This window comes from Actinobaculum massiliense (assembly GCF_001457435.1).
Classification (GTDB): Bacteria; Actinomycetota; Actinomycetes; order Actinomycetales; family Actinomycetaceae; genus Actinobaculum; species Actinobaculum massiliense.
On sequence record NZ_LN881716.1, the window covers coordinates 125,513 to 139,114 of the forward strand.

At 58.6% G+C, this 13,602-nt stretch carries 12 protein-coding genes and 1 tRNA gene; 4 read left to right on the forward strand and 9 right to left on the reverse strand.

The genetic code is table 11. The features are described 5' to 3' along the window. Positions 1 to 75: 75 nt before the first annotated feature. From BN2664_RS00825 to BN2664_RS00845, 5 genes are read right to left on the reverse strand one after another with little or no spacing between them, the layout of a single operon-like run. Positions 76 to 501 carry an RbsD/FucU family protein gene (locus tag BN2664_RS00825; protein ID WP_007000321.1) on the reverse strand — a complete coding sequence of 142 codons (426 nt, stop codon included), beginning with the start codon at positions 499 to 501 and terminating at the stop codon, positions 76 to 78. An 11-nt stretch (positions 502 to 512) separates the two neighbouring features. Continuing rightward, the gene (locus BN2664_RS00830; protein WP_007000322.1) at positions 513 to 1,442 is read right to left on the reverse strand and encodes a dihydrodipicolinate synthase family protein; all 930 of its coding nucleotides are present in this window, start codon (positions 1,440 to 1,442) and stop codon (positions 513 to 515) included. 46 nt (positions 1,443 to 1,488) lie between these two features. Then, positions 1,489 to 2,289 carry an amidohydrolase family protein gene (locus BN2664_RS00835; RefSeq protein WP_007000323.1) on the reverse strand — a complete coding sequence of 267 codons (801 nt, stop codon included), beginning with the start codon at positions 2,287 to 2,289 and terminating at the stop codon, positions 1,489 to 1,491. Between the two features lie 51 nt (positions 2,290 to 2,340). Next, a complete protein-coding gene (locus tag BN2664_RS00840) occupies positions 2,341 to 3,126 on the reverse strand; it encodes an SDR family oxidoreductase (RefSeq protein WP_007000324.1) in 786 nt (261 codons plus the stop codon). A 30-nt stretch (positions 3,127 to 3,156) separates the two neighbouring features. Next, positions 3,157 to 4,464, reverse strand: coding sequence for an enolase C-terminal domain-like protein (locus BN2664_RS00845; protein ID WP_007000325.1), 1,308 nt, complete (start codon positions 4,462 to 4,464; stop codon positions 3,157 to 3,159). Positions 4,465 to 4,683: 219 nt separating this feature from the next. Between BN2664_RS00845 and BN2664_RS00850 the strand changes: the two genes are divergently transcribed. After that, positions 4,684 to 5,445 carry an IclR family transcriptional regulator gene (locus BN2664_RS00850; protein WP_007000326.1) on the forward strand — a complete coding sequence of 254 codons (762 nt, stop codon included), beginning with the start codon at positions 4,684 to 4,686 and terminating at the stop codon, positions 5,443 to 5,445. Between the two features lie 30 nt (positions 5,446 to 5,475). On the opposite strand, the gene BN2664_RS00855 is transcribed toward BN2664_RS00850, so the two are convergent. Next, positions 5,476 to 6,639 (reverse strand): N-acetylglucosamine-6-phosphate deacetylase, encoded by a 1,164-nt coding sequence (locus BN2664_RS00855; RefSeq protein WP_007000327.1) that lies wholly within the window; start codon positions 6,637 to 6,639, stop codon positions 5,476 to 5,478. A gap of 135 nt (positions 6,640 to 6,774) precedes the next feature. Between BN2664_RS00855 and BN2664_RS00860 the strand changes: the two genes are divergently transcribed. Beyond that, on the forward strand, positions 6,775 to 7,485 hold the full coding sequence (locus BN2664_RS00860; RefSeq protein WP_007000328.1) for an ASCH domain-containing protein: 711 nt from the start codon (positions 6,775 to 6,777) through the stop codon (positions 7,483 to 7,485). Between the two features lie 176 nt (positions 7,486 to 7,661). On the opposite strand, the gene codB is transcribed toward BN2664_RS00860, so the two are convergent. After that, entirely contained in the window at positions 7,662 to 9,080 is a 1,419-nt protein-coding gene (gene codB, locus BN2664_RS00865; RefSeq protein ID WP_081586565.1) for a cytosine permease, read from the reverse strand. A 9-nt stretch (positions 9,081 to 9,089) separates the two neighbouring features. Beyond that, positions 9,090 to 9,638, reverse strand: a complete 549-nt coding sequence (locus BN2664_RS00870; RefSeq protein WP_040316918.1) for a nucleoside deaminase — start codon at positions 9,636 to 9,638, stop codon at positions 9,090 to 9,092. A gap of 273 nt (positions 9,639 to 9,911) precedes the next feature. Between BN2664_RS00870 and dnaG the strand changes: the two genes are divergently transcribed. Next, a complete protein-coding gene (gene dnaG, locus BN2664_RS00875; RefSeq protein WP_007000331.1) occupies positions 9,912 to 11,882 on the forward strand; it encodes a DNA primase in 1,971 nt (656 codons plus the stop codon). Positions 11,883 to 11,972: 90 nt separating this feature from the next. Continuing rightward, a tRNA-Ile gene (locus BN2664_RS00880) sits at positions 11,973 to 12,046 on the forward strand. A 201-nt stretch (positions 12,047 to 12,247) separates the two neighbouring features. On the opposite strand, the gene BN2664_RS00885 is transcribed toward BN2664_RS00880, so the two are convergent. Then, the gene (locus BN2664_RS00885) at positions 12,248 to 13,594 is read right to left on the reverse strand and encodes a deoxyguanosinetriphosphate triphosphohydrolase (RefSeq protein WP_007000332.1); all 1,347 of its coding nucleotides are present in this window, start codon (positions 13,592 to 13,594) and stop codon (positions 12,248 to 12,250) included. Positions 13,595 to 13,602 lie beyond the last annotated feature (8 nt).

Here is a 13,602-nt window from a genome sequence, read left to right on the forward strand (position 1 = left end):
ATCGAATGCTCGCACGAGACCGGCGGGCACTCGCGCACCTCGACAACCCGGGGCGGCCCCGTTCAACGGACATTCCTAGAGAAGCACAACGCCTTTTTTGAGGATCACGTTGCCGTACTGCGCGGTTTCGCCGGTCAAGACGGTGACGTAGGAGGTCTTGGCATGTTTGTAAAATTCGAAACGCTCAAAGAGCTTGACTTCGGCCGCCGGGTACTCCTGGTCAATGATTCCTCTATAGGTATCCCAGATATCTGGGCGAGGATCGTCCCCCACGGGTCGCATCAGACCGTATTGCCAGTCGTTGTAAAAATCCAGCGGGAAAATTTCCAAAATCCCTGCCAGGAGCTCCGGAATCCCCACTCCATCGGCGCGGATAATAAGATCAGCCGAACCCACCTGGGGATAATTCGCGTCTGCCAAGGTGAGCTCGTCTCCATGCCCCATTTCTGCAAGAACTTTGAGCAAGGCGGGCGAAATCGCGGGTGAAATTCCTTTTAGCATGAAGTGGTTCCCTATTCTCCCGAAACGGCGCGGCTGTCTAGTTCAACGCTACTAGGAAAAGGCGTATCGAGAATTTCCTTCACACGGCGCTCCACTTTCGCGTCAGCCTGGATCCCAGGCTCCTTTATTGCGGTAGAAATATCCAAACCCTTGAGTTTCACGCCCACCTTTATGGCGGAAATGAATAGATCGGCCACGCCGTAAATCCGCATAAGGTTCACCACTCGTTCCGCATTTCTCCTCACCTCCGCGGCATCGCTTTCCTCGTAGGCGCGATGAAGGTGAACAAAGGTTTCCGGTTCCACGTTGGTCATACCGGTGAGAATTCCACTTCCGCCGGACAGCCGGTTGGTGAGGTAGTACTCATCAAATCCCGAAAGAACCGAGAAGTCCGGGCGAACCTCCCGAACCGCCTGCACCAGCGCGCGAGTGTGGGAAGCGGTATCAATGGTGTCTTTGATGCCAACGATGTTCGGATACTTCGCGGCCAGTTTCGCCACCAGTTCGGGGCTGAGGTCGGAGCCGGTGCGCGCCGGGAAATTGTAGAGGAGGATTGGAAGATCGAGCTGGCTTGCTATCGAGCCAAAGTATCGTTCTGCCGCAGGATCAGAGGGTCCAAAGTAATACGGCGAAATAATCACGACCGCATCAGCTCCCCGTTGCGCCGCATAACGGCTGAGGGAAATAACTTCGTCCTGGTTGGTTCCACCCGTGCCGACCAGGAACTTTGTCCGCCCGCGAAGCCGCTCGGCCATAAAGTCGATCGCCTCGCGCTTCTCCTCTTGGGAAAAAGCATAGAACTCGCCAATGGATCCAAAAATGAGAATCCCATCAATTCCCGCATCTGCAAGGTGATCGATGTGCTTGCCCCACCCCGTGAAGTCGATCTTTCCGTCTTCGGTTATGGGTGTGATTGAAGGTGTGAAAATACCCTGGAACATGCCTCTCCATTCAGAATTTTTTCCCGCGTTTTCCATCGACTGCCCGCTACACGGAAACCGTCAGCCCGTAGGCGCGAATCGCGTTACCAGCAAAGAAATCGGGGTCGTCACCAAATATTGATCTGCACTGATCAAAATGCGCTCGGAAACTACCGCTCGCCAGAACTACCGGATAATTAGAAGCGAAAAGAACCTTCTTTGGCCCAAACACCTGCTTCACGTACTCGGCAACCCGCGGATCGACCGGCTCATCCCCTGAAATTTTTATGTAGGAGTTAGGGAGTTCAGCGATCTGGGATAACGCATCTTTCGTGCCCCAATCCAGCTCTTTCACGTTGCCGAGATGGTCGAAAATCATGGTCAAAGCCGGTACCCGCGAAAACGCCTGGGCGATGTCGCCAATTTCCTCGCCCCGATTGGTCACTTCAAACGGCAAACCGTGATGAGCCAAAAGCTCCAGACCTGCGATGAACTTGGGATCCAAGCAGCGACCACGCGGAGAGGAATCAACGTGCAACGGATCGCGCACGCCTCTCGCGTGGAGCGGCACTCGCATGCTCGGCCCTACTTCAGTTCGCAACATACATGCCAAAAGTCGCGGGTCTTTATTCTGTGCCAGAAGGCGATCCTCCTGTGCCCAATCCTCTTGGTCTACCTCGATATAGACGCCACCGAGAAATTCGACGTCGTCGTAGGCAGCGTATTCTCGCGCTAAGTCGTCGAGTGTAAATCGCCTCCGGATCGCCGGGCTGGCAGTTGCCAACCACGGCAAGTGCTGGACTGCCGGATCCCAAATGTGGAAATGCGAGTCCACCACTCGTAGCTTATTTACCACCGTCGAACACACTCCCCTTCATCCTTCCCTTGGTCGCCATAACCGCATCTCTCTGTTTCTTCACTAGAGGGCTCGATCGAGGTGGACGTATCCGCCATCCACGAAGATCCACTGCGCGGTGGTATGGGAGGAAAGAGGCGAAAGCAGGAAAACCGACATATTCGCAATTTCCTGCGCGGAGGTCATGCGTTTACCGAGCGGAATTTTGTTCGTAATCTCCTCCAGGCGCGCCCGCTGCTCGTCCTCTGAGCCAAAGCTCTTGATCCACTTTTCGTATAGAGGAGTCCAGCATTCGGCCACGACCACCGCGTTTACGCGCACCTCATCTTTTGCGAAAGCGGCCGCCCACTCGCGAGTGAGGCCCAGAATCGCCCCTTTCGCGGCAGCGTAAGCAGAAGTCTTCCCCTGCCCAGTGAGCGCTGTTTTCGAGGTGATATTTAGGACCGCTCCCTTGGTTTCTCGCAGATAATCCGCGGCCGCATGCACAGTTTCGTAGTAGTGGGTGAGGTTTCCGTGAATCGACTGTTCGAATTCTTCCCAGCTCGTGGAATCGAGGTCACGGTTATCGTTGGCGCCCGCATTATTGACGACGCCGTAGATCGATCCGTACTTCTGGTGAACTTCATCGATGATTGGCTTAATCTCCGAGGTGTTATTGAGGTCGATAACGAAATACTCGTAGTTGGCTCCTAGAGCCGCCATCGCCGCGGAGAACTCCTCAGTTTCCGGCTCGCGATCGAGTACCACCGGGATCGCTCCTTCGCGCGCCAAAGCGTCCGTGATGCCGCGCCCAATACCTTGCAGACCGCCGGTGATAACAACCGGGCGTTCTTTTAGCTGCAAGTCCATTTTCTTGCCCCTCCCCGCAGATGCTCGAATCTACTGCCCCAGAATTCGATGCGACGCCGCATCGAAGGTGTACTTCGTAATCGATTCGGGTTTCATTTCCGAGCCCGCTCCCGGCGCGGTGGGCGTCTGGTAGCGACCGTCGCGGATAACCGTGGGGTGAACAAAGTGCTCGTGCAGATTATCCACGTATTCAATGAAGTGATTATCCCAATCCCCGGAAACCGCCACGTAGTCAAACATCGACATATGGCAAACGAGCTCGCATAACCCAACCCCACCGGCGTGCGGGCAGACGCGAACACCAAACTTGGCGGCAAGAAGGAGAATCGCCAGATTCTCCTGCGGACCCGCAACGCGGGTGGCATCCATTTGCAAAACGTCAAGTCCCCCGGCCTGCAGGTACTGCTTGGCGAGGATACGGTTCTGCATTTGTTCTCCGGTGGCTACCGGAATGGGTTTAATGGCCTCCCGGATTGCCTTGTGTCCCAGAACATCGTCCGGGCTGGTGGGCTCTTCAACCCAGGCCAGGTCATAGTCTTGGAGCTGGTTGATCCACTCAATGGCATCCGGAACGTCCCAGACCTGGTTAGCATCCACAGCTAGCTTGATATCCGGGCCGATGGCCTCGCGGGCCAACTTGAGCCGGCGTTTATCATCTTCGACGTTTCCGCCAACCTTGAGCTTGATCTGCTTAAATCCCTGCTCTTCCACGGCTTCCTTAGCCAAGCGGACCATCTTTTCATCCGAGTAGCCAAGCCAGCCCGGCGCCGTTGAGTACCCCGGATACCCTTTGGCAAGCAGTTCTTCCTTACGAGCCTGGCGGCCGGGCTCGGCTTTACGCAAAATCTCCAGCGCCTCATCGCGAGTCAGCGCATCGGTGAGGTAGCGGAAATCGACGAGGTCAACCAGCTCTTCCGGGGTCATATCCGAAAGCAACTCCCACAGCGGCTTACCGGCCCGCTTGGCCTTCAGATCCCAGAGCGCCGTGAGCATGGCGCCGATCGCCATATGCTCCACGCCCTTTTCCGGCCCGAGCCAGCGTAGCTGCGAATCGGTGATAAACATCTGCGAAGTAGCACCCATATCCGCCAGCAGATCTTCCACATTCTTGCCGAGGATGTAGTGCTTAAGGGAATCGATTGCCGCGACGACGACGTCGTTCCCGCGACCAATCGTAAAAACAAAACCGTGACCGGAAAGCCCATCGTCCGCGTCGGTTTCAATGGTGATATACGCGGCCGAGTAATCCGGATCCGGATTCATGGCATCGGAGCCATCCAAAAATTCTGACGTTGGAAATCTGACGTCCGCGGTTTTCACTTGCCTTACGACGCTCACAGGGCCCTCCTTGGCCTATCGCTCCGATGCGACGACGAATAATCAAAAAATGGAACCTAGTTCCAAATAGCTAGCTATTGGAATAATAGACTTCCGCAACCACCCATACAAGTACCGGAGACCATAACTTATAATTGTCGGGTAAATCCCAAATTGAGGATGGCGTCTATGGCGACGTCGCTCCCCTAAGTCTCATTATGTCGAAAGCGGTCAAAGTAGATGGCACAGGCAAAAGTTTCCGCCGCCGAGAAGACGGTCATAATCCTCAAGGCAGCGATCGAGAACCGCCGCTTCACCGATATCGTGAATGAATCAGGTCTTTCAAAAACCACTGTTCACCGAATTCTCCAGACGCTTATTGACTACGGCTTCGTCACCGTCACGAGCGAGGGCGAATACATCCCCGGGCCAGCTACCCTCACCTTGGCGGGGCACGCCTTCGAGAAAATCGATATCGCGAAAATCGCTACCCCGTTTATCGAGGAGCTCGCGCAGGAAACCGGCTACACCGTGCATATTGGCGCCCTCAACGGCACGGAGGCTATTTACGTGGCCATTGAGAACGGAAAGACGCCCTATCGCATTCCCTCGAAGATTGGCGACCGGCTGGCGCTACATTCCACCGCGATTGGAAAGATTCTGCTGGCCGATTTCTCGCACCGCGCCATCGAAAACTACGTGAAGGATCCCGGCCTTACTCCCAAGACCCCGAACACCCACCTCACCCTGGAGTCAGTTCTAAAGGATCTGGAGGCCATTCGCGAGCGCGGATACAGCTTCGACGACGAAGAAAACGTCCCCGGTATTCGTTGTATTGGCGCGCCGATTCGCAACCACACGGGGAAGGTCACGCACGCACTGTCGGTGACCTCGCTAGCGCTGGAGAATTCCATTGCGGATATCGAAAAGCTGGCTCCGCTCGCCCAGGCAACGGCGGAAAAAATCTCCCATGCGCTGGGCGCGCCGGAGACCAGCCACTAGATGCACCCGCGGCCAGTAGCTATCGGCCGCTCAGGCCCCAATGAGCTCGCCGGCGCGGTAGACCTCCACGGGCGAAAGATTTTCATCGGCAACCAGCACGTCCGCTATAAAGCCTTCGCAAAGCTCGCCGATCTTGCCCAAGCCCATGACGCGCGCCGGGGTCGCCGACGCCATCTGCACGGCCGCGGCCAATTCCACCCCACCTCGCCAGGTGGTGCGAACGACGTCTAAAAGATGGGAGGTTCCGCCGGCCAGATTTCCGCCTCGCAAGCGCGCGATGCCTTCGGCCACGTGCACGCGTAGCCCCGAAAGTTCGTAGGTGCCATCTTCCATACCGGTGGCGGAAATGGCATCGGTAATAAGCGATATCTTTTCCGGCCCGAGGATATCCACCAAGTCACGGACTAGCGAGGGTGCCAGATGGACGCCGTCGGCAATAAGCTCCACACTCGCGTCCCCCCGCGCCGCTCTCGCAATAAAGACCGGCACCGGTCCGGGGGCGCGGTGCATCACTTCTCGCATGGCGTTGAATAAATGTACCGCCACCGGCCGCGCCGAGCTACCGACTTCGCGCAGTTTTGCCACGGCTATATCGAGCGCGCGGCGCGCATCGCGCGCATCGGCGTGAGTGTGGCCAAAAGTTGGGGTAATCCCGCGCTCGACCACATATTCAATCAGTTGCTCACTGCCCTCCATCTCGGGAGCGAGCGTGAGCGACCACGCCCAGCCGCGCGCCGCGTCAATCACCTCTGCCGCGGCCCGGGTATCCGGGGGAAGAATATAGGCCGAGTTTTGCGCGCCGGCCCGCTCTTTGGAGAGGAATGGCCCCTCAATGTTGATGCGCGAGATAACTCCTGCTTCGCAGGCATCGGCGAGCACGCCCGCCGCGCGGGTCATCTCCTCCGTATCTGCCGTGGTAAGGGTGGCCGCTAGGCGGGTTGTTCCATGCCGCAGATGCTCACTTGCGGCCCGCTCCACCTGAGCCAGCTCAACGGCGTCGGCAAAGGACTCTCCCCCGCCGCCGTGCACGTGCTCATCAACGAGACCGGGAAGTATGTAGTGGTCCGAGGTCGGTAGCTCGCCGTCACGCTCGCGCGGTTCACCCACGTAGGTGAAGGTATCGCCTTCCCAGGCGACGACGCCGTCGCTGAGCACCGAATCCTTTAAAACAACCTTGCCTCTCAAAGCGGGCATCTGACGCCTCCTTGCGCATTGGCCACTTCTCCATACGTTGTGACGTAAGTCCTAGCCTAGCGCGTTTTTGACGCGATGTACCTCAACCACCTCGAGTTTTCGCCTCGCAACCTTTCGACAGGGTAGTTTTGGATTGTGTTAAACAAGAATTACCGCGGCCTCGTGGCGGCCGCCAAAGCATACGCAGAAAAGAATTGCGACGCCGACACCCACACCGTGGCCGCGTCCCTCCTCACCGCGTCGGGAACCGTTATTTCCGGCCTCAACTCCCATCACTACCTGGGCGGCCCGTGCGCCGAAGTGACCGCGCTGGCAAAGCATGCCGAAATCGCTCCGGACGATCCGGTGCGCGCTATCGTCGCGATTTACGGGCCCACCGGGCGCGTGATTTCTCCCTGCGGCAAGTGCCGGCAGATCCTCTTTGATCGCGATCCGGCTATCGAATGCATTGTGCATAACGCCAACGGCCTGGAGCCGCTTTCCGTTTCGGATCTTCTCCCCTACGCCTACGACGTCACCGACTCAAACAAGCCGCAACGGATTTATTTCTGGGAGGGGTACGAAGGCTTGGTGCGCGAGGGTCGCAAGCGGCAGACGATTCGCTTTGACGATCCCTTCGAGGTTGGCCCGGCGCGGCTTATATTTGAAAAAAGCGACGGCGAAACGGTGGTCTTCGATGCGCGGGTGACAAAAGTTCGCCAAGCCGGGCGCGACGAGCTGACCGATGTTGATGCGCAACGCGATGGCTTTGCCAATCTGCAAGAGCTGCAAGACGCCCTGGATTTCCACTATCCGGAGGTCGGGCGTGATATAGAGGTCGATATTGTGACCTTCGAAGTGGACTAGCGGGTCCGCTTTCTTGCCGCGCGCCAAGCCCGCCTTCGGGCCGCGCCAGATGCGCTCAACTAGCGAGCGCGGGCGAAGGCGCGTGCGAAAGCCCGGCGCGCTCAGTAAATAAGCCAGCGGGCGGCGGGATTTCCCGCCGCCCGCTGTGCGTGTAGGCGCGCTGGAGTATTTAGAACTTAGCGCGCGTACGGAGCCACGATCTGCGCTTCGCCACTGGCAACCGCGCGATCCGTAGCATCGGGGAAGAGCTTGGTAGCGAACCAGGCGAGGGCCATGGCCGCGATAATTCCGTTCAGCGGCGCAATGCCGATCCCAGCATTATTCGTGTACCAGGCAAGCAGGGTACCAAGGATATAGGGAACGAAGCCCTGCCAACGCACCCCGACTCCCACGTGAGAGACGGCCGGTTGGCCCTTGCGCCAGCGAGCGATCCAGTCACCAATAATCACGCCGCCCAGTGGCGGGATAGCGATGCCGAGCAGGGCCAAGTAACCCACAATATGTCCCTGCACCCCGGTGAGGGCGAGGATGGTTCCCAGCGTCGCGCCGCCCACGATAAAGGGCGCCTTGGAGGGGTAATCGAACATTTCTGCCCCGGCCACACCAAAGGCATAGGCACCGTCGGCGTTGGACTTCCAGAAATTGCCCACTAGGAAGAAGATGGCCACCGCGCCGAGTCCCATGCCCACTAGCAACTTCACGAAATCAGCTTCTCCGAAGGCGAGGGCGGCCACGGCACCGAAGAACACCATGGCGCCGTTGCCGAGGATGAATCCGATAATGCAACCCGTGACGGCGCTTTTGCCGCTACGGGCAAAGCGGGTCCAGTTAGCCGCCTGGGTGCCGGCGGAGGAGAAGGTTCCTACAATCGTGGTCACCGCAACCGACCACGTCATGCTCGATGCGGGCTGGAGGGTAAACATTCCTGACCATCCCCCAACTTCGTTGAAGCCGAGCCAGGTAATCCAGACCGCGAGCATAAGTATCAGCGGCGTCGAGATCAGCGACACCCAGTACATTCCCTCGTAGCCGTACAGCGCGGTCAGCGCCATGAGGGTGGAGATCACGATCATCACGGCGGCAGGTGCCCACCAGCTTTCCCACCCGAGGGCGAGAGCTGTCATTTCACCGACGGTCCCGACGGCGACGCCGTACCAGCCAACCTGCGTTCCGCCCAGCAGGAGCGAAACGAACTTCGAGCCTTTGTTTCCAAAAGAAAACCGGCTCATCACCACTGTGGTGAGGCCGGTTCGTGATCCCAAAAAACCAATCGCTGCAACGTAGGTTCCCAAAACAGCGGAACCAATGAGGAGTAACAACAAGAAGTCGGAAAAGCGGAAGGCCGCGCCAACCGAGGCGCCAGCCATCAAAGTTGGGGCGAAAATTGTGAAGCCCAAAAGCACGACAGCGATGGAAGCACCGCTTTTGCGCGCGGAGAAGGGAACCGGGGTGAGCGGGTAATCGGTGTCGATTGGCTCGGTGGACGCAGGCTGCGCCGCACCGGCCGAAATCGCTTGCGCCTTGGGCTCTTCGAGGCCGGAAAGGCTCGGCGAAGATGCGGCCGGCGAGGCGGCGGAAATCGTTGTTGCGTTCATCTTTGCCACTTAGTTCGTTCCTTCCTCAGACGAGTTCTGCTCGGCGTGCTCGCAGTTGCAACCGCAGGTGCGGGCCGGATCGAGTTCATCGGTTTCCACCCCAATGTCCTCGCTCCACAGCTCGGGCTTTTCGGCAATCATGCGTTCCATCATGGCAATGCACTCGGGGTCTTGAAGTACATCAAGCTTGATACCGCGGCTCAGCAAGAACTGCTCGGACTGCTCGAAAGTACGGTTCTCCCCGATAACAATGCGTGGGATTTCGTACATCGCAGCGGTTCCGGCGCACATCAAGCAGGGAGAGAGCGTGGTGTAAAGAACCGAGTTGCGATATACGGAGGCCGGCTGGCGGCCAGCGTTCTGGATGGTGTCCGTTTCGCCGTGGAGAATCGGAGATCCGGTTTGTACACGGCGGTTGTGGCCGCGGCCAATAACCTCTCCATCAAAAACGAGGACGGCCCCAATTGGGATACCGCCCTCATTCCAAGAAATCTTTGCCTCCTCGATCGCCATGTCGAGGAACTTCTTATTGTCTTCAGGTGTTGGTGACCAGGTCAAACTCGTATCCTTTCGCGGCAGGGTTCAAGTAAGTGAACCGGGAAATGGGGGCGCCCTTACCGGCACATCTTCCCGTACCGGTCTGGCTTCGGGCCGCAGAAGAGAATAAGTGCCAAGAAAGCAAATAACGAGACAACAAACCAAATTATGGCGTATTTCACTCGCGAGGCCTTGTTCGCGCGGCCTCCGCGACCATGGGGCCGGCCGCGGATCCGGGCCGCGCCGCGACCCGGCTCATGGAAGCGTGTCGCTACTACTTCTAGAATGATCCCTATGGCGGGGCTTATTCGACGGGAAGACATTGATCGCGTTCGCGGTGAAGCGCGAATTGACGAGGTCGTCTCTCAATACGTAAATCTCAAGCCGGCGGGGATGGATTCCCTCAAAGGCTTGTGCCCCTTCCATGACGAAAAGACGCCGTCGTTCCACGTTCGCCCCAACCACGGGCGCTTCCACTGCTTTGGGTGCGGGGAGGATGGCGACGTCATTGCCTTTGTGCAAAAGATAGAGAACATCGGCTTTGTTGAGGCCGTGGAACTCCTGGCTCGCAAGTTCGGGATTGAGCTGCATTACGAGGATGGCGGCCCGGAGCGAAAACCGGGCGAACCCTCTAAGCGGCGTCTTATTGATGCGCACCGGGTGGCCCAACAATTCTTCCAGCGTCATTACGAAACTGACGCGCCCGAGGAGGCGCGTGAGGTACTCACCAAACGCGGGTTCGAGGCCGACGCTATGGACAAATTCGGCGTTGGCTACTCCCCCGATTCGTGGGATGCGCTAATCACCGAGCTACGCCGCAACGGCTTTTCGGATAAGGAAATCGTGACGGCAGGCCTCGCCACCCAGGGAAACCGCGGGCTGTATGACCGCTTCCGCGGCCGCCTAATGTGGCCGATTTACTCAATTACCGGCGAACCCATTGGATTTGGAGCGCGGAAAATCGACGATGCCGCAGACGGGCCGAAGTATCTCAACACTCCCGAAACACCCATCTACCACAAATCCCACGTGCTCTACGGTCTGAACGTTGCAAAACGGGAGATCTCTAAGCAAAAGCAAATCGTGATTGTGGAGGGGTACACGGACGTTATGGCCGCGCATTTGGCCGGCATCACCACCGCCGTGGCCACCTGCGGCACCGCATTCGGTGAGGGCCACGTGAAAATCGTGCGCCGACTTCTGGGCGATTCCGCCAATCCCGCAGCTGGAATCAGCCTGAGTAGCGGAGGAAGCTACGGAGGCGAGGTTATTTTTACCTTCGACGGCGATGCGGCGGGGAAAAAAGCCGCTTTGCGCGCCTTTGAGGAAGATCAGGCTTTCGCGGCGCAAACTTTTGTGGCCATCTCCCCCAATGGCCTCGATCCGTGCGAGGTGCGGCAAAATCTGGGGGATGAGGCGCTGCGCGGAGTAATCGCCTCGCGCCGGCCACTTTTTGAATTCGCCATCCGCACGATTATTGACGCGATGCCGCTGGCGACGGCGGAGGGGCGCACAGCCGCGCTCCGGGCGGCAGCTCCGATTGTGGCCGGGATACGAGACCGCGTACTGCGCGGGGAATATACCCGGAACCTAGCTGGATGGCTAGGAATGGAAGAGATCCCCGTGACCCAGGCGGTGGCTCAGGCCGCGCGTCATCCCCTTCCCCAGCGTCAGCTCCTGGCCGGTGAAGAAGCCGAGGCCGGAGCCCCTCCCGCCCGCGCCGCCCTTGCCCCGCGGGAAACCATTACCGATATGACGGAGCGGGTGGAACGCGAAGCCCTGAATATTTATCTGCAGTTGCCCGCCTTTGCGCGCGAGGCCGAGATGGACTCACTACCCTCCCAAACCTTCGTTGTCCCCACCCACCGCCGCGTACACGAGGCAATTCGCGCTGCGGGCGGAACACAAATGTGGGCGGACCGGAAAAACGAGCTTATCGCCAACCAGGTAGATGAGGCGCAGGCCGAACGCGCCGCCAATGCGGCATATATCGAAGCGGTTTGCGAGCAGGCCGGGGAAACGCTAGCACCGGTGGTCTCCCAATTGGCAACCGAGAAGCTACTGGAAACCGATGCGCAGAGACTTCCCAACTATGTGTGGGGCATCACTCTCTCATTGATTCGGCAGGGAATTGTGCGCCAGATCGGGGATGTGCGAAGCGCATTGCAGCGAACCGATCCCCAAGATGGCGCCCGTGACCAGCTCTTTGCACGCCTTATGGAGCTAGAGGCCCAGCGCCGCGCTTGCGATGAGCGCCAGCTCTGAGGCGGCTTTTCGCCAAGATCGATATGCCTAACGCGCCAGGTGCCGGGGACGCTGGCACCTGCTAAGATCACAAGGTCACTTTTTGACGTCGCCCCGGTAGCTCAGCTGGTTAGAGCAGTGGACTCATAATCCATCGGTCGCGGGTTCAAGTCCTGCCCGGGGCACTTTTGGCTTGGCGCGCTTTCGGTGAGTCAGGCCTTTTGAGCTCGTCGTAGTATTTAGCTCGTCGCTTTTTCCGACGTTTTACCGCACCCAAACGGCTACCGGCACTCGCCGGCGTATCGCGTCCAAGTAGCAAGAGGACACAGCCACACCGCGCGGTAACTGTTTGTAACGCCAGACAATCCCGCACTCTGGCAGAACCGCTAGTTTCGGAGCATTCCCACTAGGCGCGAGTGCCACTGCCGTGCCGATTGGTCGGTGAGGCTTGCCACCTGGTCGACGACGATGCGAAGTCGCTCGGCGTCGTCGGCCCCTCCCCACAGCTCACGCAGTTGCGGCTCAAGCTGTTCGGGCCGCTCGAGGAGGGCATCCACCAGGTCAAAGAGAATTGACCTTTGCTCCAGGTATTGCGGTTCATGGGCCCGCGGCGCCATCACGTAGGTGACGGCAATGCCCTTGAGAACCGTGATTTCTGCCCAGGTATCGGTGGGAAGCACCAAATCCGCGCCATAACGAATAATGGGCGCGCGGCCATGCGCCTTCCACGTAGCAACGACGATAGCGGAGACGAAGCGGCCAATAAGATCGGAGGTGAGGTCCTTCACCGCGGCGAGGTCGCGATAAGTGGCAGAGAAATTGAGAGGCCACTTCTCCTCAACAATGAGCCGATCCAGCGCCTCCCGCAAGGGCGCCGCCTCCTCCCAGCCATACCAGCTAGCGCATGATTCCACGATGCGCTCCCGCTCCTCCGCCTCGCGAAGCATAGCCGGATCAAAGTAACCTCGCACAATCGCATCTTCCACATCGTGCACCGAGTAGGCGATATCGTCCGAGGTATCCATCACCTGAGCCTCGAAGGAACGCGCCAGGCCGTGATTGGCGTGCACCCAGTCAAAGATATCGGCGTCGTCGGCATAGTAGTTAAATTTTGGAGTCGGGACGCCGGCCTCGTCGCGGGGCCCTCCCCCGTGTGGCCAAGGGTATTTGATCGTGGCGTCGAGGGTAGCACGGGTGAGGTTGAGGCCCGCGGGCCGGCCAAAATCGCTGATCCGCTTTGGTTCGAGCCGAGTCAAAATTCGTAGGGTTTGCGCATTGCCCTCAAAGCCGCCAATATCCTTAGCTACTTCATTGAGGGCACTTTCCCCGTTGTGACCGAAGGGCGGGTGGCCCAGATCATGGCACAGGCACGCCGCCTCCACCAGATCTTGATCGCAACCGAAGTTCTTCGCAAGCGAGCGGCCAATCTGCGCCACCTCGAGCGAATGAGTGAGCCGGGTGCGGATAAAGTCATTCGATTCGGGGCCGAGCACCTGCGTTTTTGCGCCCAAGCGCCGCAGAGCCGAGGAGTGCAAGACTCGCGCCCGATCGCGTTCAAAGGCGGTGCGAGACCGAGATTTCGGCGGCTCGGATACACTTCGTTCGACGTCGTCGTCACCATAACCCTCAAGCGGCGCATTGAACACGCGAAATTCCTCTTCCGTCACCGTTACAGCGTAACCGGCTTTTGCGGCCCGTGACGGGAAACTCACAGGTGAGGAACGCGAACCCATTCATCTTT

What these genes read in the sequence shown, in the direction of transcription:
- dnaG (WP_007000331.1), top strand. Translation starts at nt 9,912, where the DNA reads ATGGCGGGGCTTATTCGACGGGAAGACATTGATCGCGTTCGCGGTGAA.
- BN2664_RS00855 (WP_007000327.1), bottom strand. Translation starts at nt 6,639, where the DNA reads ATGCCCGCTTTGAGAGGCAAGGTTGTTTTAAAGGATTCGGTGCTCAGC.
- codB (WP_081586565.1), bottom strand. Translation starts at nt 9,080, where the DNA reads ATGAACGCAACAACGATTTCCGCCGCCTCGCCGGCCGCATCTTCGCCG.
- BN2664_RS00840 (WP_007000324.1), bottom strand. Translation starts at nt 3,126, where the DNA reads ATGGACTTGCAGCTAAAAGAACGCCCGGTTGTTATCACCGGCGGTCTG.
- BN2664_RS00885 (WP_007000332.1), bottom strand. Translation starts at nt 13,594, where the DNA reads ATGGGTTCGCGTTCCTCACCTGTGAGTTTCCCGTCACGGGCCGCAAAA.
- BN2664_RS00825 (WP_007000321.1), bottom strand. Translation starts at nt 501, where the DNA reads ATGCTAAAAGGAATTTCACCCGCGATTTCGCCCGCCTTGCTCAAAGTT.
- BN2664_RS00830 (WP_007000322.1), bottom strand. Translation starts at nt 1,442, where the DNA reads ATGTTCCAGGGTATTTTCACACCTTCAATCACACCCATAACCGAAGAC.
- BN2664_RS00850 (WP_007000326.1), top strand. Translation starts at nt 4,684, where the DNA reads ATGGCACAGGCAAAAGTTTCCGCCGCCGAGAAGACGGTCATAATCCTC.